Consider the following 25,816-nt stretch of genomic DNA (forward strand, 5'->3'; position numbering starts at 1 on the left):
GGAGCGGGCTTGCTCGCGAAAGCGGTGGTTCTGTAACGGATGTGTTGACTGACACTCCGCCTTCGCGAGCAAGCCCGCTCCCACACGGGGACCCAGTTTCGTCAGCTGTTTTTTCAGGAACCTTTGTTGCCTTTTTCATGCGTCGGGTCGAAGACCTTGGTCAGGTCACCGCCCAGTCGGAAGGTCTTGAACGGCTGCATCCCGTGCTTGCGCTCGAGCACATCCGGGGCGCAGGTGTAGAGGGTGCAGAAGGGTTCAAGCCAGGCAAATTTCATGTCCTCCTTGAGGTCCTTCATGTCCTGCTCTTTGCCGTTCTTCTGCTCGAAGATCTGCGGGTCTTTGACCCCGGCGAGCACCTTGTCACCCAGGCGTTTGAGGGCGCCGTTGTTTTCCTGGCGCAGGTCCACACCGTTGACCAAGGCAAAACTGGCGATCATCGCCAGCGGCGGCAGCGCGTAGTTGTGGTACGACAAGGCACGTTGCTGGCGCTTCAATTCATTCGGCAAAAAGCCCTGGGCATCGACCTGATTGGCGCCGACCTTGTATTCCTTCACCGCCCAATCAAACAGGTCACGGCGGTTCACGGCGACAGACGTCGCCATGACCGACCAGGCCGCCCAGTAGGAGTGGTTGTTGGTTTTTTCCAGCGGCAGGTTGTCCCAATCGCTCACTACCTGATCCGCCATTTTGCTGAACCAGGCCTCGATCAATTGCGACTCCTGCTGGTGGTTGGCCAGCGGGTGCGAGTCGGAAAACTTCAGGCGCACATAGGCCGACGCCATGCTGCCCAGCGCCCATTTGCGCATGGACTTGCCGGTGTGGTTGAAGTCCTTGGACATCAACGCATCCGCCTTGGCCCAGCTCGTGAGCCAGTTCAAGGTGCATTCCAACTGCTGCGGGCGACCGTCGCGCATGAACTGCATCACGCGCTTGCTGGTGTCTTTTTCCAGCTTGGTGATGTCGGCGGTGCTGTCGCGAAAGGCTTTTTCGGATTGCACATTCAGCGTGGAACGGGCTTTGTCCGAACCTTCGTACTTGCTGCGAAATTGCAGCGAGCCGGTGTACGGCGCCGGCATGGCGTCGCAGTCATTCTTGAAATCGCCGGTCTTGAAGGCTTCCACCGGGGCGAAATAGCCCTGGGGTGGACGCAGTGGCGCGGCGGCATTCACGGCGCCGGCGAACATCGCCAGGCCCAGTAAGGTTGGGATCAGTAACTTCTGCATAGGTAACCTCATTGCCCGGTTGAGGCGGTCTGTTGACCACCGGCGGGGAATACGTTGCGTGTGCAAATTTTCGCTTCGACTTTCTGCGCGGCAGCACCCTCTTCTGGGCCCTGCACTTCCACGGCCAGCAAGTTTTGCGAGGCCCAGTCTTCATCGGTGCGCAGTTCAAAGGCGAAACGCCCGTCTGTATCGGATGTTTCGGGTTTGTCGATCTTGATGTCCTCGTGGCGCCCGTTCATGTACCAGAGGGTGGCTTGCAGGGTTTTCACCGACGGGTCGGCGAAGCGGATGTCGACCTGATGGCTGCTGTTGCGCAGGTCTTTGTTCGAACGGTTGACCATTAATTCGTTCTTGCCGGGTTTCAACGTGGTGCTCGCGCTCATCTGCGCGGTCTTGCCTTCGCAGCCGTTGTCGAGCAGCGCCATCATCTGGCGGTAGATGGTCTCCTGGTCGAGGCGATAGAGCGGCGAGAATTCCCAGATGAGAATTTTCGGCGGGGTTTTCTGGAATTCATCGCTGCCCAGGTACTGGATCATCGACCCTTCCAGGCCACCGCCGGGGAAGGCGACGTTGAGGATGTCGGCACCGATTTCCTGTTCAAGGAAGCCGGCGAAGTTGTAGTTCTTGCCGCTGTGGCTGGTGCCCACCAGGGTGATCTGCGGGTTGCCGGCATCGCTGAACAGGTCGCCGTCGCCGGCTTCGCCTTTGGGCTCGGTGGTGAATTGGTCCATGTACTGGATCGCGTAGCTGGTGCCGCAGAGCTGCCCGGCCATGTTGTGCAACGTGCCGGTCTTGCCCATGCGCCCGGAGCGCTTGGTTTCGAATTCGCGCTTGGGAATATCGGCAAACTCCGGCATGGCATGCACTTTGGCGCCGACGATTTTTGCCGTGCGCTGAGCGCCGTACGGGGTCCAGTGCTGGTCGCCGCGGAAGTAGAAATCGTGGGCCGGCAACTCATCCGGCAGTTGCTCGTTGGTGAGCGGCGACAAGTCCGGCACCACATAACCCATCTTGGCGAAACGGCCGAGCATGGTTTTGTAGTTGCCCAACGCCTTGTCAAAATCGAACTTGGCTTTCTCTTCCGGGTTGAGCTTGTTGCGGTTCACCAGGCCACGGGTCGGCTGGTAGACCACCACCAGTTCCACGCCTTTGGCCTTGAACGCATCGTGCAGTTGTTGCATGCGCTTGTAGCCGGCGGGGCTGGTGTCGAATTCGGTACGCAAATCTTCCTGGGTACGGAACAGCCAGTCGCCCTGGGCTTGCACCAGGGTGGTGAAGTTCTGCTGGTAGCGCGTGGTGTAGTTCTTCGCGTCATGGGCGGCCGGGCACAGGCTGCAGCACGGCTCGGCGGTAAACGTAGGCGCTTTCACTTCATCGGCGCGCACGCCCTGGCTGGCCGCCAGCAGGCCGAGGGTCAGACCCGAGAGGCTCAGCAGTTTGATTATGTGTGGGTGCATAAGGGTCATCCTCAGTCCTGCATTTGGGTCTGGCGTTCGACAGGGTCGATCAGCACGGCTTTCTGCTGGCGCACCAGCAGGTCGAGAATTTCTTCCTGCCGGTCACCCAGCACGCCGTTGAAGCTGATGCCGCTGGATTTGGTCGGCGCCAGCATCGCTACGCGGTACAGCTCGACGCTCAACGGCGAGTCGATGGACAGCGGCCCGCTGCCGTTACCCGCCAGTTCACCGCCGACCACAATCAGCGAGACCTTGGCGTCGAACGGGTCGAGGGCGATGTCGCGGTCGGTGTCGGTCAAATCCTTGATGTGGCCGTACACGCCGGTCAGGCCGTTGGCCATGGCGCTGTTCTCGTACAGGCGAATGTTCACGCTGTTACGGATGCGGATACCGTGGCGACGATTGGCAATCACCTTGTTGCCCCACAGCAGGTTGTCGCCGCTCTCATAGAGGGTGATGCCGTCGGTGTGGTTGCGGTAGATCTCGTTGTCGGCGATCAGGTTGTTCACGCTGTTCCGGTCGATCACCAGGCCTGAAAGCTTGTTGTCATAGCTGCGGTTGTTGAAGATGAAGCTGTCGTTCACTTCCCGGGAAATGATGATGCCGTGCTTCTTCTTGGTGCCGTAGACGGTGTTGTCCGCAATGATCAGGCCGTGGGAACGGTCGTGCGGGTCAATGCCGTAGACGATGTTGTCTTTGTAGGTGTTGCCCTTGATCACAAAGCCGGTGGTCTCGTAGCAGTAGAAGCCGTACCACATGTCCGAGAATTCGGAATCGATGATCCAGCCGGTCGGCTCAGCGCGCTTGAGGACCTTGGCCATGTTCGGCGTGTACTGGGAAATACTCACCCCGTACGACTTACTGTTGGCGTAGCCGAAACTGGCCATCTTGCTGTTGGCGATATAGGTCTGGGTGCCGCCCCAGGCCAGCAGGAACGGGCGGAATTCCTTGGGCGACTGAAAAGTCGCCGGGCCGTTGGCCTTTTCGTTCCAGCCGGTAATCCGGGTATCACGCACAAACAGCTGGCCGTCGTTGATCAGGAACGAACCGGCCTGCTGGGACAGGCGCAGCTCCTGGGTCTTCTTGTCGATTTCGAGGATGCCCTTGCGCCCGACCACGATCGGCAGCTTGGCCAGGAACACACCCGGCGACGTTTCGCTGAGGTACTGCTTGGGCACTTTGCCGAGCAGGTCCTTGAGGTTCATGTAGCCGTCGTCGACAAAGATCGCCTGGGGAATGCCGTGCTGGCGCACCACCCATTCGGCCATCTTGTTGTCGCCGCCGATAAAGTCCTTGAGGGCGTCTTCCTGCATCATGCGGCGGACGCTGACTTTGCCGGGCTTGGTGCGCACGACCTTCTTTTCCATCGCCGCGGCGGTGTAGCCCGACAGGTCCGGCAGGGCCGGCTTGGGCATTTCCAGCGGCGCGGTTGGCGGGCTGGAGATGGTGTAGGTCTTGGCCTGTTGCAGCTCTTTGGCGATGGTCGGCGCCTTCACCGCCGCACCGTCGGCAAAGGCCGAAGTGCTGGCCAGCAGCATGGCTGCGACCAGCAGGCTGACCGAGCCTTTGAGGGCTTGAGGGTTCATCGCGCAGGCTCCCATCAGAATTTCCAGATCACGTCGACAAAGGCGCGGTGCATGTACGTGTCGACGCCGCTGCCATAGGCGTCGCCCGGTTTGAACACGCCTGCACGCAAGCGCACCAGGGCCGATGGTTCGTTGATCGACTGGCTCAGCGCGGCCGGTAGCAGGCCTTTCTTGAAGTATTTGGTGACCACGACGTCCATCTCCTGGCCGAGGTCCTTCTTGCCGTCTTCAAGCGGCAACGAGGTGCTGGAGAGGATTGCGCCGGTCACGTCATCGGTGTTGTTCTGCACCGCATCGATGCCGTTACTGCCCACCGGCTTGTTGCCGTCGACGCGCCAGAACTTGTGGTACACCAGGCTGGCGTCATAGTCCTCGCGCAGCTGCCAGGAACCGAACAGGCTCATGGACTGCATGTTGTTCATCTCGCCGCGAAACGCCTCGCCGAAGCGGTGCACGCGCGATTGCGTGCCGGTCCAGTTCGAGCGGTTACTTTGCAGGCCGTTCTGCTCGTAGTTGGCACTGGCGCGCGAGTAAGCCGCGCCGACTTGCCACTGCGGGTCGAGGCGCAGGCGGATACCCAGGTCGGTGGCCCAGCCACTCACGTCGTCGCTGCGCTTGGCTTGTGCCGGGCGGGTGCCGTCGGCGTTCAAGGCGTTGACCGTGTCGCGGTTGCCTTTCATGCCGGTGACGCTGGCCCAGTAGTTGACGGTGTTGGTGTTGCGCCAGTTATAGGCGTCGCTGTTGGCTTCGATGCCGAGCCAGGTCAGGTCGCCGTTTTCGCGCTTGTCCAACGGGTCGGTGGCCACGCCCGGTTCGGCGTAGTCGAGCTTGCCGTCGTCATGGGTGTGATGGCCACGCAGGCCGATCCACTGCCCCGGCGTCCACTGGTAGGCGGCGTCGGCGTAGAAGTGCTTGCGGTCCTTGTCGTCAGGCGACAGTTCCTTCAAGTCGGTGCGGTATTCGCTGAAGCGTTCGGCGGCGCCGATATTGGCTTTGAGCAAGGTGGTGTCGAAGGTCCAGTTCAGCGCTTCGATATTGGTATCGCGCCATTGGCCATCGTCATTGTTCAGGCGCTGGCGCCCGACCTTGAGGAGCTCGCCAGGGTAGGGCGTGAAGCCGCTGTAGCCGACCCAGAACTCGCGCAGGGCCAAATAGTTTTTCTTGGTCTTGCGGTCGTCGTTGCTCGATTGGGCGGCGCTGTCATCGGAGGACTGTTGCAGGGTGTCGGTCTCGATGATGTCACTCGACGTCACGGCCTGGCCCATGGCATAGGCGCTCCACGCGCCGCTTTCGCCATAGACCCATGGGCGCAGGTCGAGGCCGATGCCGTTGACGTCGCCGCCGGGCTTGGTGCCCAGGTCGCGGTCGTCTTCGGACTGGCCGGTGATTTTCACTTCGAGGCCGAAGTTCTTGGCTTCGGTCAGTGCGGCCAGGGTCGGGCATGACCACAGCAGGGCACAGGTCAGGCCGATGCCGGCCTTGACGAATGGGTTGAGCTTCATAGGGATTCCTCGCCGTCTTCTTCTTGCAGGGCGTGCAGTTGCAGCGTGCTCTGGGCCAGGGTGCCGCGCGTGGTCAGCTCCTGCTGCACCAGGCGTTGGCCTTCGGCGCGTTGCTCGGGCGTCAGCGGGGCTTCGAGCTGCGTGGCCAAGTCATTGGCCTCTGGCGTGTCCTGGGCTTTAGCCAACTGGCTGAAGACATAGGCGTTCAATGGGTCGGGCTTGGTGCCCTTGCCTTGGGAAAACAATTGGGCGATGGCGAAGTCGGCGCTGTTCTGGCCGTTGCGCGCAGCGGTCAGCAAGTGGTCGAGGGCTTTTTGCGAGTAGACCTTGCCCAGGTAGCCACGGCGGTAGATCTGGCCGAGGTAGTAATCGGCGGCGACTTCCTTGCCGACGGCTTTTTCGAAGTGCGCTTCGGCGGCTTTCGCATCTGCTGGCACCCACTTGCCTTCGTAGTAGAGCTTGCCCAGCAACAGCTCGGCACGCGGCTGGTCGGCGGCGCGGCCGTTATCCAGGTACTGCATCATCTGGTCGACATCGCCGAGTTCGGGGAAGTCGTAGAGCAGTTGCGCCAGGCTGACCCAGGAGGCGGGGTAGCCGGGGGCGATTTTTTCCAGCAGGGCCTGGGCGGTTTTTTCGTCCGGCTTGCCGAGCGTCGCGTCGCCCAACACACGGGCCACGCTGTCGACGCGCTGGGCCGTGACCGTGCCACGGCTGTAGCCGGCTTCCAGCTGCTTGAGCAGCTCGGCCTGTTTTTCCGGCGCGGCTTGTTTCTGGTAGACCGTGGCCAACTCGACGTAGCAGATGTCGGTGGTGTTCAGGGCGGCCTTGCAGATGCGTTCCACATCATCCAGATGCTGGTCGTAGGTGTCCTGGGTGCGATACAGCAGCACCTGGGCCAGGCCCGCTTCCGGGTAACCCGCCGCCTGCCATTTGCTGATCTGTTGCTGGGCGTTCACGTTAGGAAAGCTGTGCGGGTATTGCAGGTACAGCATCGCCAGCGGAATCAGGGTATTGCCTTCGCCATTGGCAAAGGCTTTTTTCAGCAGGCCCTCGGCTTCGTGCTGCTCGGCCTCGGTGGCGCCCGGCTTGGCCACCAGCAGGCGACCCAGGCGGGCCTGGGCGCGCGGCGAGGTATCGGCGGCCGCGCGGTAGGTGGCCTCGGCCTGGCGGATCTGCTCGGGGTCGCGGGTGGTCACCTGGATATCCGCCAGGCCGACTTGAGCCTCGCTGTAACCCAGGTCTGCCAGCTGCTGATAGTTCTGCTGGGCGGTGACCGTGTCGCCACGTTTGAGGGCTTCGTTGGCCAGGCGCTGGTCGGGCAGGCCGGCGCAACCGGCGAGGCTGACCGCCAGTGCCAATGTGCAGAATGCAGAGGCGAAGTGCGACCCGCTCTGTGTGGGAGCTGGCTTGCCTGCGACGCGGGCAACTCGGTCTTTCAGGTGCACCGAGTCGATCCCATCGCGGGCAAGCCCGACTCCCACAGTGCTCTGTGTTGTGCTTGAAATAGGGTTCACAGGCATGTCCTCCGCTTACAGACCGTGAGCCATGGCTTTATCGATCAGCCAGTTCAGCGAAGGGCCACGGTCGCTGGTGACTTCCACTGGGCGGCCGGCGTAGGTGCTGTCCAGCGGTGCATCCGGCTTGATCTGTACGCGGATGTCGGAAGACAGGTCGTCGCTGTTCAGGCTGGCGCTGCTGACGATGGTGCCCGTGCGGACCTGTTCTTCGTCGGCGACCTGGAAGCTCACCGGCGTGCCTGGGCGCACGTCGGCGAACTGGCGATAGGTGAAGCGCGCTTCTACGTTGGCCAGGCTGCCGCGTGGCACCAGTCGGAAGATCACGTCGCCCTTGTTGGCGTACTGACCGTCGGCGACCAGTTGCTGGGCGACGACGCAATCGCACGGGGAGGTCAGGGTGCCGGTCATTTGCTTGCCGAACAGTTCTTCGACCTTGGCCGGTTGCAACTGCTCTTCGTCCAGATGGCCCTTGAGCACATCGAGCATGCTGGTGCTGAACGTCGCCAGTGGCGCGCCTTTGGCCGCGACCGCGTCACCTTTGAGCAGGCTTTGTACGGTGCCGTCACGCGGCATGGTCACGTTCATGCCGGGCACGCTGACCAGGCCAGCCTGGGCGTGGCTGACGAAGTACATGCCGTAGACCGACTTGAACACAAAACCGAACGCGGCGAGGCCGACAATGAAGATCCCGGCGCTGAACACCACGGCGCGCAGACGACCGAACGCGGTCATGCCGCTGCCGCCGTCCTTGACCTTGCGCGCCTTGGTGAAGTTGTCGCGTTGCAGGGTGGCCAGTACGTCGCCCATGGTCACAATGTCGCCGGACAAGTGCGACGTGATCAGGTGGCGCAGGGTGGAAATATCCTGGGCGTCGAGGTTCTGGAACTGGCAACCGGTGCGGCCGCTCTGGCGGTCGTAGGAGCGAATCTGCAGCTCTACATCCATCGCCAAACCGAGGTTATCGATCACGAACTGCAGGCGGCCCTTGTGCACTTCACCGACGGTCAGTGGCTGGGTGGCGGTGAACGCCAGGCCACCGGCGGACAGGTCGATTACCCGTGCTTCGGTCTGGGTACGGTCGGTGTTGAAGAAGCGCAGCTTGGCCGGGATTTTCACCCGGGCATGTTGGCGCTGGGCTTCGGATTCGTGGACAACATTGGCGTTTACTGGGCTGTTCATATGTTCGATTTCCTAGTTAATTCAGGCTTGGCTGGGTCAGACCATCATCAGCAACACGGCGACGAAAATGCTGCCGGCGGAGAAGGTCATGGTCCGAGACGACCAGGTGTTGAACCAACGTTGAAAGCTGGCCAAATCGCGGGTCAGTTTGGTGTCCTGGCGGGTCCAGGACTGTTGATCAAGGCGGAAGAACACGTAGATCTTCACCAGCGCGCCCATGATCTGGTTGTAATAGAGAATCACCGGGTACGCCGGGCCGATGGTGTGGCCGGAGCACGACAGCAACAGGGTCAGGATCAGGCGCGTGATGCCGATCCACAGCAGGTACGCAAGGATGAACGCGCCGCCGTACTTGAAGGTGGCGATGATGGCCACGGTCAGGCCGAGCAGGGAGGTCCACATCGACACGCGCTGGTCGAACAGCACCACGCTGGTGAACAGGCCCAGGCGGCGTACGCCGAGGCCGAGGGCGCGGGAGTTCTGGCGCAGGTTGTTGCCGTACCAGCGGAACATCAGCTTGCGGCTGGCCTTGATAAAGCTCTTTTCCGGCGGGTGCTCCACGGTGTTGATCGCGGCGTCCGGCACGTAGAAGGTGTCGTAACCGAGGCGCATCAGGCTGAACCAGCTGGACTTGTCATCGCCGGTCAAAAACTTGAAGCGGCCCAGGCGCCAGTGTTGCAGCGAGTCGCTTTCCACATCGGCGATAAAGCCCGGGTCGGTGACCACGCTGGCACGGAACACCGACATGCGCCCGGTCATGGTCAGCACGCGCTTGGACAGGGCCATGGAGCACATGTTGATGTGGCGCTGGGCGAAGCGCAGTTTGTGCCACTCGCTCATGATGTAGCCGCCGCGCACTTCGCAGAACTCGTTGGTGGTCAGGCCGCCGACGTTGCCGAACAGTTGGAACCACGGCACGGTCTTGCGCACCACGCCTTCGGCGAGCACGGTGTCGCCATCGATCACGGCGACCACTGCGCGGTCATCCGGCAGGTGGCGGGAGATGGCGCGGAAACCAAAGGCCAGGCCGTCACGCTTGCCGGTGCCGGCGATGCGCACGAAGTCGAGCTTTACGTGGTCCGGCGGGTTCATGCGTTCCCACAGGCTTTTCACCAGCAGTTCATCGGACATTTCCACCAGCGAGCAGACCACGGTGGTGGGGAAGCCGCATTCGATGGCCTCGCGAATGACCGAGCTGTAGACCTGGGCGGTGGTCAGCGCATCGATACGGAAGCTGGTGACCATGAGGAACACATGGGACGGGTCTGCCGCCTTGCCCAGCTTGCGCACCTTGCGCCGCAGGTGGGGGTAGACCACGTACAGGAACAGCATGCCGCGAAAGAAATGCGTAGCACCCATCGAGTAGCGCCAGATACCGACGGCGCCAATCAGGAAAATAAAATTCTTCGACTCTGAGTCGAACGTACTCGCCGGCAACAGCAGGGCGAGTCCCATCAGCAGGCTGAGAAAGAACAGCCAGCCGGCCGATTGCAGCAGTACATGTTTTAACTTGGACATAAGCGTCATCCGGAAGGGAAGGAGGCTTCAGGCTGCAAGCGCTGGGGATGAAGACACCTGCAGCCCGAAACTTGCCGTCGCTGTTACCAGCAAATACCTTCGGTGCGGCCACTTACGCTGGTGGCCTTGGACATGAAGCCCACCAGGTCGACCACTTGCTTGCCGTGCGGCGCGTTATGCGCCAGGGCACGGAATTTCTCGTCACGGTTGCCGAGGATGATCACGTCGGAGTTGTTGATCACCTCATCGAAGTCCGAGTTGAGCAGGGACGACACGTGCGGGATCTTGCCTTCGATGTAGTCCTTGTTCGCGCCGTGCACACGGGCGTATTCGACGTTGCTGTCGTAGATGCTCAGGTCGAAGCCTTTGCCGATCAGCATTTCCGCGAGCTCGACCAGTGGGCTTTCGCGCAGGTCGTCAGTGCCGGCCTTGAAACTCAGGCCCAGCAGGGCGACTTTGCGTTTGTCATGGCCGGCGACGATGTCGAAGGCGTTCTGTACCTGGGACTCGTTGCTGCGCATCAGCGAGTTCAGCAGCGGCGCTTCCACGTCCAGGGAACCGGCGCGGTAGGTCAGGGCACGTACGTCTTTGGGCAGGCACGAGCCGCCAAACGCGAAGCCTGGGCGCATGTAGTACTGGGACAGGTTGAGGGTCTTGTCCTGGCACACCACTTCCATCACTTCACGGCCATCGACGCCGACGGCCTTGGCGATGTTGCCGATCTCGTTGGCGAAGGTGACTTTGGTGGCGTGCCACACGTTGCAGGTGTACTTGATCATTTCGGCGACGGCGATGTCCTTGCGGATGATCGGCGCGTCGAGTTCTTCGTACAGCGACTGCAGGACATCGCCGGAGGCTTTGTCGAACTCACCGATGACGGTCATTGGCGGCAGGTCGTAGTCGGCGATGGCGGTGGATTCGCGCAGGAATTCCGGGTTGACCGCGACACCGAAGTCGACGCCGGCTTTTTTGCCGGAGCAGTCTTCGAGGATCGGGATCACCACGTTGGCCACCGTGCCTGGCAATACGGTGCTGCGCACCACGATGGTGTGGCGGGTGGTCTTGTCACGCAGGACAAACCCGATCTCGCGGCATACCGATTCGATGTAGTTGAGTTCCAGGTCGCCATTTTTCTTGCTCGGCGTGCCGACACAGATCATCGACAGGTCGGTATCGCGAATGGCGTCGGCGAAGTTGGTCGTGCCGCGCAGTCGACCGTTTGCGATGCCTTGGCTCAACAGTTCGCCCAGACCCGGTTCAACGATGGGCGATTTGCCGGCATTGATCAGGTCGATCTTATCCTTGGAGATGTCTACACCGACCACTTCATGGCCACGGGCAGACAGGCAACCGGCGCAAACTGCGCCAACGTAACCCAAACCAAATATGCTAATGCGCATCGCATTTACCTCAATATTAATCATGCCAATTAGATGGCCGGAGTTCATGTTTTCAAGCGTCACTGATGCCACGAAAGTTGGGCGAATAGACGCCGACTTATCGTGTACAGGCATGTTAAATAACGAGTGACTAATCATTGCACTCAAGTTGTGCGAAACGTGGCCTTGTTATTGGAGCCTGCCCTGAAATGCAGCCGGCCTTCTTGGGAGAAGCGCCTGGCGCCAGTGCCGCAGGGCTTTGATAGAGGCATTAAGCCTTTACTTATCAACGCCTTGGGTTGTCTCACTGACCCATTAGGGGAGGCTGAGCCTTGGCCTTATAGTGCGTGGCAATTCATCCTTGCCGCCGTTATTAATTAATCGGTTGGTAATATGACCCCTGAGTCAAAGTTGAATATGACAACTTTGCTACTTCCGTTGGTCGCCATGTAAGTCATCTCTTACAGCTACAGAGAATTTCGTTGCCGGTGGTATGAGCGGTGCATCAGGATGAAGTTCCTGGCCGCTCATCCTGTTTCCAGAAATTTCTTGAAATATTAGAAAAGATGGCACTGGTACTATATTGATAGCACTTGCTATTTGGGCGAGTGGTTATGGGGAGTTGAAGAGAGAGGATAGTTTTGTGCCACTAGTGTTTTAAAAAAGTGGTGCCACTACGAAAAAAAATGACGAATGTCGAGTGAAAGATTTGTTAGGAATTTACTTGCTGATTTTTTGGCGCCAAATAAATGACGATATTGGGTTTGGAATGCGAACAAAATGTGGGAGCGGGCTTGCTCGCGAATGCGGTGTATCAGTCAGAATATCTGTTACTGACAGACCGCATTCGCGAGCAAGCCCCCTCCCACATTGGATCTTTAGCGTTGGTGAGGACGTATCAGGGCGCTATTCCGGTGCGTGATCGCGCAAAAACACCAAATTGTCCGGCTTGGACTGCTCGGCATTGAAGCGATAACCCTGCACATCAAATTGCTTGAGCTTGGCCGGGTCGTTGATGCGCTCTTCGATCACAAAGCGGCTCATCATGCCCCGCGCTTTTTTGGCGTAGAAGCTGATGATCTTGTACTGGCCGTTCTTCAGGTCCTTGAATTCGGTGTTGATGATCCGCGCGTTCAGGGCCGTGCGCTTGACCGCCGAGAAGTATTCGTTGGAGGCCAGGTTGAGCAGCACGTCATCGCCTTGGTCGGCCAGCGCTTCATTCAACCACTCGCTGATGCGCGTGCCCCAGAACGCGTAGAGGTCCTTGCCACGGGCGTTGGCCAGTTTGGTGCCCATCTCCAGGCGGTACGGCATCATCAGGTCCAGCGGACGCAGCAGGCCGTAGAGGCCCGAGAGCATGCGCAGGTGGTCCTGGGCGTAGCTGAAGTCGGCATCGCTGAACGTTTCGGCGTTCAGGCCGGTGTAGACATCGCCTTTGAACGCCAGCAGGGCCTGCTTGGCATTGGCCGGCGTGAAGGCCGGCGTCCAGCTGCCGAAGCGGGCGGCGTTGAGGCCACCGATTTTATCGGAGACGTGCATCAACTCGCTGATTTGCGCCGGGCTCAGTTCACGCAATTGTTCGATCAGCTCTTGGGAGTGGTCGAGGTATTGCGGCTGGGTGAAGCGCGGGGTGACCGGCTGTGACTCGAAGTCGAGGGTTTTGGCGGGGGAAATCACCATCAGCATGAAGTTGGCTCCTGAATTCGTGGCGTGTCGCGTGGGCGGGATTCTAGGGGGTTGGGGGGTTAGACTCCACCTATGATGGTGATAGGGCGCTGCTTTGTCGTGGGTGTACATATCCGTTGCTGCGGTAACGGCGGCTTAGGGTTCCGCCCTTACCGCGGGTCACTTTTTTACAAACGCCTAAAAAAGTAACCAAAAAACGCTTTGCCCCACCACTCGATGCCTCGCCCAGGCTCGGCATGCCCGCACTCCGGCCATCGTGGTTAACGGGGCCTGTCAGATCAAGATCAACAGCAAATCAAAAGCAGAGCACGGCGGCCTGGTAGCCGACCTGAGTGGTAGAAGCAAAAGCAGGGCAAAAGCACAGCAGGGGCAGATCAGAAGCAGAACTGCTTTTCTGTGGGAGCGGCGGGTGACGATTCGACTTGCCCGCGAATGCGCTGGGTCAGTCACCCGATGCATCAACTGACACGCTGCTATCGGGAGCAAGCCCCTTCCCACATTTAACCGAGTTCAGCTTCCAGGATCAGGTCGGCTGTCAGGCATCCTCGGCGTTGCTTTTGATCTACACCACTCAGGTCGGCAACCGGGGCGCCGTGCACTGCTTTTGATCTTAGGCGGCCCGCTCCGTACAGGCTCTATCAAACGTGACCCGCTGTAAGCCCGCAACCCTGAGTGGCTGTTACCCAAACAACGGATATACACACCAACCCAGTAGCTCCCCCAGGTGATCGGCTATAGTGCCCGACAACTCTGGAAAGGGAGACCCTGTGTGCGAATTGCGTTTTTACTGTCGGCTTGTTTGCTGTGCTTGGGCGCCCAGGCGGCGCCGGTGGACGTGGCAAGCCTGGACCGTGGTGTCTGGCCGGAGAAGCTAAGCAGCCCCGCGCTGTTCGACGTCGCCTCACGCGCCGAAATCCTGATGTTCGCCCATAGCTTGATCGCCAGCGAAGCCCAGGACGAAGCCGTGCTCAAGCAGCGCCTGGGCCTGAAGATCATCAACCTGGCTTCCATTGACGACCTGCGCCGGCAACTCTGGCAGCGCCTGTTGGAGAACTACACGTTTGCCCAGCAAAGCTGCGAAGAAGATGCCTCGTTCTGCTACCTGGTGGAAAGCATGGACGACCTGCGCGAACAGGCCGGCAAGTTCCAGGTCAGTGATGACTCCTTCTATATAGGCTGGGCCAACCCCAGCCACAGTTTCCATGAGCGCTACCTGGACGAACTGCTGCGCAAAGCCGCGTTGTTCCCGCAGATCAGCAGTGAGATCGCGCGTTTTGGCGACCACGAACGCAATGGCGACGAATTCAACGACCGCATGTTCCTGCTGACCTTCGACGGCGGCCCGGCACCCGTCAGCGGCAATACTGACTGGCTCACTGACTACCTGCGCAAGCAGAAGCTCAACGCCACCTTCTTCGTCCTCGGCAGCAGTCTGCAAACCCGCGTTGAGCGCAGTTCGGCGGCTGACGTACAAGCGTTGTACCAGGGCCAGTGCGTGGGCACCCAGGGCTGGCAGTATCGCTCCCACAGTCATTGGGTCGAGTGGCAAGGCTCGATCACGCGCAGTGCATCGCTGGCGCAGAACCTGATGCCGGAAAACTACGTGCCGCTGTTTCGCCCGCCGTACGGCCAGCGTCGCGCCGACAGCCAGGGCTTCTTCCAGTCCCAGGGTTTGCAGGTGGCGCTGTGGGATATCGACTCGCAGGATGAGCCGGGCAAACTCAAGGCTGATGAGGCGGCGCAACGGCTGCTGACGTTGATGTTGCTATGGCGCAAAGGGGTGATTGTGTTTCACGACACCCAGGACAAGGCGCGGGTCGCATTACCGATGTTGCTACAGGCGACGGCGCAAAGTGGGCTGGGTTGGCAGGACTGTCGGGAGGCGTTTCGCTGAAAAAGCTGAAGTGCCCGGCCCTGTTGGGGATGAGGCATTTTTGGGGCGATTTTGTGCGACATTTCGAAGCAGGCTGACTTCCGACTTTAACGGGGTCCATGGCACTCGGCTAGTGCTATTCGTCATCCTGAAAAATAAACTTCAGAAAAGTGTCAAAGTGCTTTTTTCTGTCATCGTTTTTGCGGTATTACGAAGTCAGATCGCCGAAACCTGCAACACAGGTGGCGTCTTCCAAGACTCCTCATGTGGGCACTGCGCTTGACGTCACTCAGGTGCAGTCGGTGGTCGAATCGAGGCGCAGCACTGTTGTGGTATTGCGTCGACTGGCTCCCACAAAGGTGACCGAGTATGGATGATCATGGACGTAACCCTTCTTCCGACCAGCCAATCCTTTATGTGCTTGATACCAACGTACTGATTCACGATCCAAACGCACTGCTTAACTTCGAAGAACACCACGTCGCTATCCCGATGATCGTGCTTGAGGAGCTCGACAAACTCAAAAGCGGGCACCACAGCGTTGCCGCCGAGTGCCGCCAGGCCATCCGCCTGATCGACAAGACCCTGGGTGAAGCCTCACCCGAGGACGTTGAAGTCGGCGTGCCGATCCAGCGCGGAAAAAGCGGGCCCAAGGGCTTGCTGTCGATTTTGATGAACAAGCGCAGCGAGCCCAACAGCCTGCTGCCGGAGAATCTGAACGACAACAAAATCATCAACCAATTGATCGACCTGCACGCGCGTGACAAGGACCTGCGCCTGGTGCTGGTGACCAAAGACATCAATATGCGCCTCAAGGCACGAGCGTGTGGGATCGCTGCCGAGGACTACAGTACCGACCAACTGGTCGACGACGTGTCGATGCTGTCGCGTGGTTATCACACCATGACCGGCTCGTTCTGGGACCGCGTCAGCAAAGTCGAAACCCGTCAGGACCATGGCCGCACCTGGCACCAGGTACAGCTGACCGACAACCTGCCGGCCGTGCATATCAATGAGTTCATCATCGACGAACAGGGGTTTGTGGGCTGGATCAAAGAGATTCAGGTCGACAAGCTGCTGATCCTCGACCTGCATCAGGAACCCCTGTTGCACCAGGAAGCCTGGGGCCTGAAACCGCGTGACATCTACCAGAGCCTGGCGCTGTATGCGCTGCTCGACCCGGATATCCACCTGGTCAACCTGACCGGGGCCGCAGGCTCGGGCAAAACCATCCTCGCCCTGGCGGCCGCCATCGAGCAGACCATGGTGACCAAGCGCTATCGCCGCATCATTGCCACCCGCAGCGTGCAGGGGCTGGACCAGGAAATCGGTTTCCTGCCCGGCACCGAAGCGGAAAAAATGGAGCCGTGGCTGGGGGCGATCACCGACAACCTCGAAGCCTTGCACATGGATGACGAAAACACCCATGGCAGCGTCGATTACATCCTCAGCAAAGTGCCGTTGCAGTTCAAATCCCTCAACTACATCCGAGGTCGCAGCTTCCAGCAAAGCCTGATTTTGATCGATGAATGCCAGAACCTGACACCGCACCAGATGAAAACCATCATCACCCGTGCCGGTGCCGGTTCCAAAGTGGTGTGCCTGGGCAACCTGGCGCAGATCGACACCCCTTACCTGTCCGCGACCAGCTCCGGGCTGACCTACCTGACGGAACGCTTCAAAGACTTCCCGAACGGCGTGCACATTGCGCTGCAAGGGGTGCCTCGCTCGATTCTGGCTGAATACGCCGAGTCCCATCTGTAAACACACCCATGGCGTAGTTGGTGGCTAAATGCCACGAACCACCCCGGATTTCTCACGAAATCCGGGGTTTTTGTTGTGGGCGACATTTGTCTTCGTTAATGCGCCCAGGGTGCTTGTAGTCTTTGTAATTATTTTGTTACATTTTTTCCGCCGCAAAATAATAAGAACGCTGTGTGACTCCAGTCGAAACGTAACCTCATTGATTCGACGACGTTTTGAGAACCCCCAGCGGGTTTTCCGCGTGACCCTGCCTATTACAAAAAGCCCGATACATCGCTCATTGACGACGCACATATCCAAAGGGAAAGGAATAATGGACGTAGCAGGTAATGGCTTCACTTTGTTTCATCGCAAGCGCAGCACCGGTTCCAAATCAATCCCCCTCACGCCCATCGCAGTGGGGCTTGCCCTCTGGCTGGGCCAGGGCTCGATGGCCTGGGCGGATGACAGCAACCCTTACACGGCGCAGGTGCTGGAGTCGGCCTTCAGGAAAGCCGTTGCATCGTTCGGCCCCAACACGGAGGTCTACAAGAACCTGCGGTTTGCTTATGCAGACATTGTCGACCTCGCGGCCAAAGACTTTGCCGCCCAGTCGGGCAAGTTCGATTCGCCCCTCAAGCAATATTACGAACTGCAGCCGGAAAACCTGACCATCGGCGCCATGCTTGGCGATACCAAGCGCCCGCTGGACTATGCCTCGCGACTGGATTACTACCGCAGCCGACTGTTCAGCAACAGTGGCCGCTACACCACCAATATTCTCGATTTTTCCAAGGCCATCCTCGCGAACCTGCCGGCTGCCAAGCCCTATACCTACGTTGAGCCGGGCGTCAGCAGTCACCTCAATGGGCAATTGAATGCAGGCCAGTCCTGGGCGGACGCCACCCGTGACTGGAGCGCCAACGCCCAAACCTGGAAGACCCCGGAAGCCCAGGTCAACTCTGGCCTGGACCGCACCAACGCGTATTACGCCTATGCCTTGGGCATGACCGGCAAGGGCGTGAATGTGGGGGTGCTCGACTCGGGCATCCTTACCCGGCACTTTGAGTTCCAGGGCAAAAATGCCCAGGGCCAGGACCGGGTGCAGGCGGTGACGTCCAGCGGCGAGTATTACGCGACCCACCCGCGCTACCTTCACGACACCCCGGACGGCGAGTTTCAAAAGGGCGAGCACTTCAGTATTTCCGGTGAGTACGACCCGGTCATCAATGACGGACACGGCACGGAAATGTCCGGCGTACTGGGCGCCAGCCGCAATGGCACCGGCATGCACGGCATTGCCTTTGATGCGAATATTTTTGTCGCCAATACCGGCGGCACCGACGACAACCGCTTCCAGGGCTCCAACGACCTCGACTACAACGCATTCATGGCCAGCTACAACGCCTTGGCGGCGAAGAACGTGTCGATCGTCAACCAGAGCTGGGGGCAAAACTCGCGCAACGACGTGGAGAACCACTTCGGTAATGTCGGTGACAGTGCGGCCGACAACTTGCGCGACATGACCGCCGCTTATCGCCCGTTCTGGGACAAGGCCCACGCCGGGCAGAAAACCTGGATGGATGCCATGGCGGACGCCGCACGGCAAAACACCTTTATCCAGATCATCTCGGCGGGCAACGACAGCCACGGCGCCAACCCGGACACCAACGCCAACCTGCCGTTTTTCAAGCCGGATATCGAAGCAAAATTCCTCTCGATCACCGGTTACGACGAAACCAGCGCCCAGGTGTACAACCGCTGCGGCACTTCGAAGTGGTGGTGTGTGATGGGGGTTTCGGGCATTCCGTCCACCGGGCCGGAAGGCGAAATCATCCCCAATGCCAACGGCACGTCTGCCGCTGCACCGAGCGTTTCCGGGGCGTTGGCCCTGGTGATTCAGCGCTTCCCTTACATGACCGCCAGCCAGGCGCGGGATGTGTTGCTGACCACCTCCAGCCTGCAAGCGCCGGATGGGCCGGACACGCCTGTCGGTAACCTGACGGGTGGCCGCACCTACGACAACCTGCAACCGGTGCACGATGCCGCGCCAGGCACGCCGCAAGTGCCGGGTGTGGTCAGCGGCTGGGGCTTGCCCAACCTGCAAAAAGCCATGCAGGGGCCGGGGCAGTTCCTCGGTTCGGTGGCGGTGGCATTGCCCACCGGTACTCGCGATATCTGGGCTAACCCGATTTCCGATGAGGCGATTCGCGCCCGTCGTGTCGAAGACGCCACCGAGCAGGCGACCTGGGCTGCCACCAAGCAGCAAAAAGGCTGGCTGAACGGGCTGCCCGCCAATGCCTCGGCGGATGACCAGTTTGACTACGAAATCGGCCACGCCCGGGAACAGGCGACGCTGGCACGCGGTAAGGATTTGCTCACCGGCACGACCTATGTCGGCAGCCTGGCCAAGTCCGGGGACGGCGAATTGGTGCTGGAAGGCCAAAACACCTATTCGGGCAGCACGTGGGTACGTGGCGGCAAGCTGTCGGTCGACGGCTCGTTGACCTCGGCCGTGACGGTGGACGGCAGCGCCGTGGGGACGGTGAACGCGGATAACGCTGTGCTGACCACCCAGGGCGGCACACTGGCCGGTAACGGCAGCGTGGGCGCCTTGAGCGTGAACGCTGGCGGCCGCGTGGCGCCGGGTCACTCGATCGGTACGCTGCACACCGGTAACGTCACCTTCAACCCGGGTTCGGTGTATGCCGTGGAGGTCGGCCCGAACGGGCAGAGCGACCAGATCCAGAGCAGCGGCGTCGCCACGCTCAACGGCGGTGTTGTCACCGTGTCGCTGGAAAACAGCCCCAACCTGCTGTCCGCCACCGAAGCCCGTAGCCTGCTGGGCCAGCAGTTCAACATCCTCAGCGCCAGCCAGGGCATCAACGGTCAGTTTGCGGCGATTACCCCCAACTACCTGTTTATCGGCACTCAACTGAACTACCAGCCGAACCAACTGAGCCTGGCGGTGGCGCGTAACCAGACGAGTTTTGCCAGCGTCGCGCAAACCCGCAACGAACGCGCCGTGGCAAGCGTGTCCGATGCATTGGGCAGCGGCAGCCCGGTGTATGAAAGCCTCCTGGCCTCGGACTCTGCCGCCCAGGCGCAGGCTGCGTTCAAGCAACTCTCGGGGCAATTGCACGCGGATGTGGCGGCGGCGCAAATGGCCGACAGCCGTTACCTTCGCGAAGCGGTCAACGGTCGCCTGCAACAGGCCCAGGCGCTGGATTCCAGCGCGCAAATCCAGGCCAGCGATAACGGTGGCTGGGTGCAATTGCTGGGCGGGCGCAATAACGCCAGCGGTGACAACAATGCCAGCGGCTACTCCTCGTCCACCAGCGGTGTGCTGCTGGGGCTGGACACGGACGTCGGCGACGGCTGGCGTGTCGGCGCGGCGACCGGCTACACCCAGAGCCATCTCAATGGTGAATCGGCGTCGGCGGACAGCGACAACTATCACCTGTCGGTCTACGGCGGTAAACGCTTCGACGCCATCGCCCTGCGCTTGGGTGGCGCCACCACCTGGCATCGCCTGGACACCTCGCGGCGTGTGGCTTACGCGAACCAGTCGGACTATGACAAAGCCGACTACAACGCCCGCACGGATCAAGTGTTTGCCGAGATCGGTTACACCCAGTGGAACCTGTTCGAACCCTTCGCCAACCTGACGTACCTGAATTACCAGAGCGATTCGTTCAAGGAGAAGGGCGGCGCTGCCGCCTTGCACGCCAGCAAGCAAAGCCAGGACGCCACGCTGTCGACCCTCGGCCTGCGCGCGCATACCCAGTTGGCGGTCAGCTCGACGTCGGCAGTGACATTGCGCGGCGAGCTCGGTTGGGAGCATCAGTTCGGCGATACCGATCGCGATGCCTCGCTGAAGTTTAGCGGCAGTGACAGCGCCTTCGCCGTCAACAGTGTGCCCGTGGCCCGTGATGGCGCGGTGATCAAGGCCAGTGCGGAAATGGCCTTGACCAAAGACACGCTGGTGTCCTTGAACTACAGCGGTTTGCTGTCCAACCGCGGTAACAACAACGGGATCAATGCCGGGTTTACATTCCGCTTCTAATCCTGCGTTGTTGGTTATGAGGGGGCGCACTGAGCAATCAGTGCGCCCCTTTTTGATGGGATAAACAGCCCTGCGCAAAATTGACTCACAGGTTTACAATTGCCGCTCCTGATCAGGAGTATCCCTGTGCTGACTCATCTCGATTCCCAAGGTCGCGCCCATATGGTCGACGTCACCGACAAAGCCGTGACGTTCCGCGAGGCCGTGGCCGAAGCGCGGGTGCGCATGCTGCCCGACACCCTGAAAATGATTGTCGACGGCGCCCACCCCAAGGGCGACGTATTTGCCGTGGCCCGTATTGCCGGGATCCAGGCGGCTAAAAAAACCAGTGATCTGATCCCGCTGTGCCACCCGCTGATGCTCACGGGCGTCAAGGTCGAGTTGAGCGCTGATGGCATCGACGCCGTGCATATCCTGGCGCGTTGCAAACTCAGCGGCCAGACCGGTGTGGAGATGGAAGCGCTGACGGCCGCCAGCGTCGCTGCACTGACGATTTACGACATGTGCAAGGCCGTGGACCGTGGCATGACCATCGAAAGTATTCGCCTGCTGGAAAAGCTTGGCGGCAAAAGCGGGCATTTCAAGGCGGACCAGGCATGAGCATCAACGTATTGTTTTTTGCGCGTTACGCCGAGGCGACAGGCTTTGATTCGCTGGAGATGGAAGGCGAGTTCGCTAGCGTCGATGCCGTGCGACAGGCGTTGGCGGCAGACCCTGAGTTTGCGGTGCTCAACGAGAGCAACCTGATGTGTGCGCGAAACGAGGAGCTGTGCAGCCTCGATGAGCCGGTGCAGGCCGGTGATGAAGTGGCGTTTTTCCCGCCCGTGACGGGAGGCTGAGCATGGCCATTCGCGTACAGGCCGAGGCATTTGACCCCGGCGCAGAGGTTAACGCCATGCACGCCGCCAATGTCGGCGTGGGCGCGGTGGTGAGTTTTGTCGGCTATGTGCGCGACTTCAATGATGGCCGCGATGTGTCGGGCATGTTCCTTGAGCACTATCCTGGCATGACCGAAAAAGCCCTGGCCAAGATCGCGGTGGAAGCCGAACAACGTTGGCCGTTGCTCAAGCTGGAAGTGCTGCACCGCATCGGCGCGCTGGAACCGGGCGAGCCCATCGTGTTTGTGGCGGCAGCCAGTGCACACCGCCAGGCCGCGTTTGATGCCTGTGCGTTTGTGATGGACTACCTGAAGACCCGCGCGCCGTTCTGGAAGAAAGAACACACACCAGAAGGGCCACGCTGGGTGGAAGGGCGGGGCAGCGATCACGCGGCGGCGGATCGCTGGAAATAAACCGCCGACTAACTGTGTGTGGAGATCCAGATGTGGCAGCGGGCTTGCTCGCGAAGGCGGTGTCTCAGTCAGTACACCTTTACCTGACAGACCGCATTCGCGAGCAAGCCCGCGCCCACCTGTTTAAGCGCATTCCAGCTTACGGGCGTTTGCGTTCCACAGCCCGCAGCAAATGCGTCGGCGGCGTCTCGCAACTGATCTTGCGACCCAGCAACGTTTCGATCGACGGCAACTGATACGAGTCATCTTCACCGGCAAAGCTGATCGATACACCCGCAGCGCCTGCACGGCCGGTACGGCCAATGCGGTGCACGTAATCGTCCGGGACTTCCGGCAGGGTGAAGTTGATCACATGGCTGATGCCATCAATGTGAATTCCGCGCCCGGCCACGTCGGTGGCCACCAGCACACGAATCTTGCCTTCGCGAAAGCCTTCCAGGGTCTTGATGCGCTTGTGTTGCGGCACATCGCCGGACAGTTGCGCGGCGTTGACGCCGTCGCGCACCAGGCGTTCCTCGATGCGGCGCACTTCGTCCTTGCGGTTGGCGAACACCATCACGCGCTCCCAACCGTTGTCGTTGACCAGGTTGTAGAGCAGCTTGTACTTGTCGGCGCCGGCGACGGCGTAGATGTGCTGTTCGACGTTTTCGCTGGCAACGTTCAGCGCTTCGATCTCGACGATGGACGGGTCGGTGGTCCACTGCTTGGCGAGGTTCATCACGTCTTCGGTGAAGGTCGCGGAGAACAGCAGGGTCTGGCGCTCGTTTTTCGGCGGGGTCTGGCGAATGATCTGGCGTACTTGCGGGATAAAACCCATGTCGAGCATGCGGTCGGCTTCGTCCAGCACCATCACTTCGACCATGTCCAAATGCACGTCGCCGCGCTGGTTGAAGTCGAGCAGGCGGCCCGGGGTGGCGACGAGGATGTCGCAATGACGGGCTTCGAGGTGCTTGAGTTGCTTGTCGAAGTCCATGCCACCGACGAACGTCATGACGTTCAGGCCGGTGTACTTGGTCAGGTCGGCGGCGTCCTTGGCGATCTGCACCACCAGCTCCCGGGTGGGGGCGATGATCAGTGCGCGCGGCTCACCCATGTAGCGTTCTTTGGGCGGCGGCGTTTGCAGCAGTTGGGTGATGATCGAAATCAGGAACGCGGCGGTCTTGCCGGTGCCGGTCTGCGCACGGCCGATGGCGTCTTTGCCGGCAAGGGTGAAACCCAGCACCTGCGCCTGGATCGGCGTGCAGTACGGGAAACCCAGGTCCTGGATGGCGTGCATCAGCTCCGGGGCCAGTTTGAAATCGTGGAAGCGGGTTTTGCCTTCCTGGGGCTCGACGACGAAGTCTTCGAGTTTCCACGGGATCACGGGCGGTTTGGGTGCGCGCTCGCGGCGTGGTGCTTTCGGCGCTGGCGCTGGCGCTGGTGCGGCAGCAGCAGGCAGTGCCTGTTCAGGTGGCGTCACCGGCGGTGTCTTCGGCGAGGCGACAGGTGCGGTCCGGCCTGGCTGTTGACCGTCATTGCGGCTGTCGGAGGAGGGGACAGGAGCACTGGGAACAGGCGCGAACGGCTCAGCCTCGCTTTTGCCGAACATCTTCTTAAGTGCTTTGAGCACGGTGATCTCATTAATTGGTTAAGGAATGTACGCCGGCCAGTGTAATGCAAGAAACGGGCGCGGCGTAGTGCGTCTGTCATACGGCTACATAAACGCTGGGTTTCAGCCCAGGCGTGCAGCCAACCAGGCACCGATATCGGCGATCTCTTGAGGTAACACTTCGTGACCCATTGGGTATTCCTGCCATGTCACGGTGACACCACGGCTCTTTAAATGCTCGTAGGCGCTTCGGCCCATGGCGTTTTGCACCACGTCGTCGTACTGACCGTGCAGGCAGAGTGCAGGAATACGCTGTTGGCTCGCGGACAATTCCAGCTCGTCACCGAAGGTCGGTGCATAAGTAGAGAGGGCAATCACGCCACCCAAAGGGCCCTGCCATTTAAGGAAGGCGGTGTGGAAGACCACGGCGCCACCTTGGGAAAAACCGGCGAGGAAAATCCGCGAGGCGTCTATTCCGGTTCTCTTCTGCTCTTCAATCAAGTCCGTAACCATTTTGGTCGACGCTTCCAGCTCTTCCAGGCTGATGGAACGGGCTGGGCTCATGGCCTTGATGTCGTACCAACTGGGCATCTCGTAGCCGCCATTGATGGTCACCGGGCGGGTCGGCGCCTGGGGCAATACAAAGCGGGTGGACAGCAAGTTTTCCTGCAGCGCCTCGGCCACCGGCAGGAAGTCGTAGCGATCGGCACCCAGGCCATGCAACCAGATTACGCAGGCGTCTGCGAGCTTGGCGGGCTGAAGAATCAAGGGTTCGGTCATGTCTGCTCCATATATGTGCGTGCGCTCCGATTGAGTGCGTCGGAACGGTGCGCGACGGGTTGATCTGTTAAGAGAATGTCGCAAGGTTGAATCTTTTTCTATTGACCATGGGCAGAAACGACTCTGCTCTCACTCTGGTACGCGCCTTGCTATGTGTAGGTCGATGTCAGGACTATCCCAGGACGGTAACACTATCAGTGACTGCCGCTTGTGGGATAGCAACTGGAATTACCGCGACAACTTCATGCCGCTTGACCCCAAAAAAAGCCAACACGGGTCGATATCGCCTCATAAGGGTGCGCTGAGGTTGGAGCTCCGACACAACAAGAGCAACTGGAGGTTTGAATGAAGGTATTGAAATCCACCCTGGCCATCGTAACCGCGGCCGCTGTACTGGGTGTCAGTGGTTTCGCCCAAGCCGGCGCCACCCTGGACGCCGTGCAGAAGAAAGGCTTTGTGCAATGTGGCGTGAGTGACGGCCTGCCGGGTTTCTCGGTACCGGATGCCAGCGGCAAGATCCTCGGGATCGATGCTGACGTTTGCCGTGCTGTGGCCGCCGCTGTTTTCGGTGACGCAACCAAGGTCAAATTCAGCCAGTTGAACGCCAAGGAGCGTTTCACCGCGCTTCAGTCCGGCGAAGTCGACATCCTGTCGCGTAACACCACCATGACCAGCTCCCGCGATGCGGGCATGGGTCTGAAATTCCCGGGCTTCATCACTTATTACGACGGCATCGGCTTCCTGGTTAACAACAAGCTGGGCGTCAAAAGTGCCAAGGAACTCGACGGTGCAACCATCTGCATCCAGGCCGGTACCACCACCGAGCTGAACGTTTCCGACTACTTCCGTGGCAACAACCTCAAGTACACCCCGATCACCTTCGACACCTCCGATGAAAGCGCCAAGTCGCTGGAATCCGGTCGTTGCGACGTGCTGACCTCCGACAAGTCCCAACTGTTCGCCCAGCGCAGCAAGCTGGCCTCGCCGAAGGACTACGTGGTTCTGCCGGAAACCATTTCCAAGGAACCGCTGGGCCCGGTCGTGCGTAACGGCGATGACGAGTGGCTGGCCATCGTGCGCTGGGTGGGCTACGCCATGCTCAACGCTGAAGAAGCCGGTATCACCTCCAAAAACGTTGAAGCTGAAGCCAAGTCCACCAAGAACCCGGACGTTGCTCGTCTGCTCGGTGCTGACGGCGAATACGGCAAAGACCTGAAAGTGAAGAAAGACTGGGTCGTACAGATCGTCAAGCAAGTCGGTAACTACGGTGAAGTGTTCGAGCGCAACCTGGGCAAGAGCACCCCGCTGGAAATCGACCGTGGCCTGAACGCGCTGTGGAACAACGGCGGCATTCAATACGCACCCCCTGTGCGCTGATAGCTGATGGTTCTGTCACCCGGTGGGCCAACTGCCGGGTGATGTTCTGTT

The 25,816-nt window shown here is 60.2% G+C and carries 18 protein-coding genes; 7 read left to right on the forward strand and 11 right to left on the reverse strand.

Annotated features, from left to right (window positions below):
• Window positions 1-113 precede the first annotated feature (113 nt).
• From CPH89_RS16000 to yaaA, 9 genes are all read right to left on the reverse strand, one after another.
• Window positions 114-1,223 carry a mannuronate-specific alginate lyase gene (locus tag CPH89_RS16000; protein WP_096236825.1) on the reverse strand — a complete coding sequence of 370 codons (1,110 nt, stop codon included), beginning with the start codon at window positions 1,221-1,223 and terminating at the stop codon, window positions 114-116.
• 8 nt (window positions 1,224-1,231) lie between these two features.
• Window positions 1,232-2,680, reverse strand: a complete 1,449-nt coding sequence (locus CPH89_RS16005; RefSeq protein ID WP_053255342.1) for an alginate O-acetyltransferase — start codon at window positions 2,678-2,680, stop codon at window positions 1,232-1,234.
• Window positions 2,681-2,691: 11 nt separating this feature from the next.
• On the reverse strand, window positions 2,692-4,281 hold the full coding sequence (gene algG / locus CPH89_RS16010) for a mannuronan 5-epimerase AlgG (RefSeq protein ID WP_053254505.1): 1,590 nt from the start codon (window positions 4,279-4,281) through the stop codon (window positions 2,692-2,694).
• Complete coding sequence (locus tag CPH89_RS16015; protein WP_053254506.1) at window positions 4,281-5,768, reverse strand: alginate export family protein; 1,488 nt, start codon at window positions 5,766-5,768, stop codon at window positions 4,281-4,283. Before CPH89_RS16015 ends, algG begins: the two co-directional genes overlap by 1 nt.
• Window positions 5,765-7,288: an alginate biosynthesis TPR repeat lipoprotein AlgK gene (gene algK, locus CPH89_RS16020; protein ID WP_232005368.1), complete on the reverse strand. Its 1,524-nt coding sequence runs from the start codon at window positions 7,286-7,288 to the stop codon at window positions 5,765-5,767. Before algK ends, CPH89_RS16015 begins: the two co-directional genes overlap by 4 nt.
• Window positions 7,289-7,297: 9 nt before the next feature.
• A complete protein-coding gene (locus CPH89_RS16025; protein WP_053254508.1) occupies window positions 7,298-8,464 on the reverse strand; it encodes a PilZ domain-containing protein in 1,167 nt (388 codons plus the stop codon).
• A gap of 36 nt (window positions 8,465-8,500) precedes the next feature.
• Window positions 8,501-9,982: a mannuronan synthase gene (alg8, locus tag CPH89_RS16035; RefSeq protein WP_162232016.1), complete on the reverse strand. Its 1,482-nt coding sequence runs from the start codon at window positions 9,980-9,982 to the stop codon at window positions 8,501-8,503.
• Window positions 9,983-10,065: 83 nt separating this feature from the next.
• Window positions 10,066-11,382: a nucleotide sugar dehydrogenase gene (locus tag CPH89_RS16040; protein ID WP_053254510.1), complete on the reverse strand. Its 1,317-nt coding sequence runs from the start codon at window positions 11,380-11,382 to the stop codon at window positions 10,066-10,068.
• A gap of 885 nt (window positions 11,383-12,267) precedes the next feature.
• The gene (gene yaaA, locus CPH89_RS16045) at window positions 12,268-13,047 is read right to left on the reverse strand and encodes a peroxide stress protein YaaA (RefSeq protein ID WP_053254511.1); all 780 of its coding nucleotides are present in this window, start codon (window positions 13,045-13,047) and stop codon (window positions 12,268-12,270) included.
• Between the two features lie 769 nt (window positions 13,048-13,816).
• Between yaaA and CPH89_RS16050 the strand changes: the two genes are divergently transcribed.
• The 6 genes from CPH89_RS16050 (at window position 13,817) to moaE (ending at window position 22,020) form a co-directional block, all read left to right on the forward strand.
• The gene (locus tag CPH89_RS16050) at window positions 13,817-14,941 is read left to right on the forward strand and encodes a polysaccharide deacetylase family protein (protein WP_053254512.1); all 1,125 of its coding nucleotides are present in this window, start codon (window positions 13,817-13,819) and stop codon (window positions 14,939-14,941) included.
• 348 nt (window positions 14,942-15,289) lie between these two features.
• On the forward strand, window positions 15,290-16,684 hold the full coding sequence (locus CPH89_RS16055; protein ID WP_053254513.1) for a PhoH family protein: 1,395 nt from the start codon (window positions 15,290-15,292) through the stop codon (window positions 16,682-16,684).
• A gap of 313 nt (window positions 16,685-16,997) precedes the next feature.
• Window positions 16,998-20,729, forward strand: coding sequence for an autotransporter domain-containing protein (locus tag CPH89_RS16060; RefSeq protein ID WP_053254514.1), 3,732 nt, complete (start codon window positions 16,998-17,000; stop codon window positions 20,727-20,729).
• A 126-nt stretch (window positions 20,730-20,855) separates the two neighbouring features.
• Window positions 20,856-21,329 carry a cyclic pyranopterin monophosphate synthase MoaC gene (gene moaC / locus CPH89_RS16065; RefSeq protein WP_053254515.1) on the forward strand — a complete coding sequence of 158 codons (474 nt, stop codon included), beginning with the start codon at window positions 20,856-20,858 and terminating at the stop codon, window positions 21,327-21,329.
• The gene (gene moaD, locus CPH89_RS16070; protein WP_053254516.1) at window positions 21,326-21,568 is read left to right on the forward strand and encodes a molybdopterin converting factor subunit 1; all 243 of its coding nucleotides are present in this window, start codon (window positions 21,326-21,328) and stop codon (window positions 21,566-21,568) included. Before moaC ends, moaD begins: the two co-directional genes overlap by 4 nt.
• A 2-nt stretch (window positions 21,569-21,570) precedes the next feature.
• Window positions 21,571-22,020, forward strand: coding sequence for a molybdopterin synthase catalytic subunit MoaE (gene moaE / locus CPH89_RS16075; protein ID WP_053254517.1), 450 nt, complete (start codon window positions 21,571-21,573; stop codon window positions 22,018-22,020).
• A gap of 139 nt (window positions 22,021-22,159) precedes the next feature.
• Here moaE and rhlB read toward each other — a convergent pair whose 3' ends face one another.
• Window positions 22,160-23,635, reverse strand: a complete 1,476-nt coding sequence (rhlB, locus tag CPH89_RS16080) for an ATP-dependent RNA helicase RhlB (RefSeq protein ID WP_073637269.1) — start codon at window positions 23,633-23,635, stop codon at window positions 22,160-22,162.
• Window positions 23,636-23,731: 96 nt separating this feature from the next.
• Window positions 23,732-24,388, reverse strand: a complete 657-nt coding sequence (locus CPH89_RS16085; RefSeq protein WP_053254519.1) for an alpha/beta hydrolase — start codon at window positions 24,386-24,388, stop codon at window positions 23,732-23,734.
• 345 nt (window positions 24,389-24,733) lie between these two features.
• On the opposite strand from CPH89_RS16085, the gene CPH89_RS16090 reads away from it, so the two are divergent.
• A complete protein-coding gene (locus CPH89_RS16090; protein ID WP_053254520.1) occupies window positions 24,734-25,765 on the forward strand; it encodes an amino acid ABC transporter substrate-binding protein in 1,032 nt (343 codons plus the stop codon).
• Window positions 25,766-25,816: the final 51 nt, after the last annotated feature.

Origin of the sequence: Pseudomonas fluorescens (genome assembly GCF_900215245.1) — a bacterium.
GTDB lineage: Bacteria > Pseudomonadota > Gammaproteobacteria > Pseudomonadales > Pseudomonadaceae > Aquipseudomonas > Aquipseudomonas fluorescens.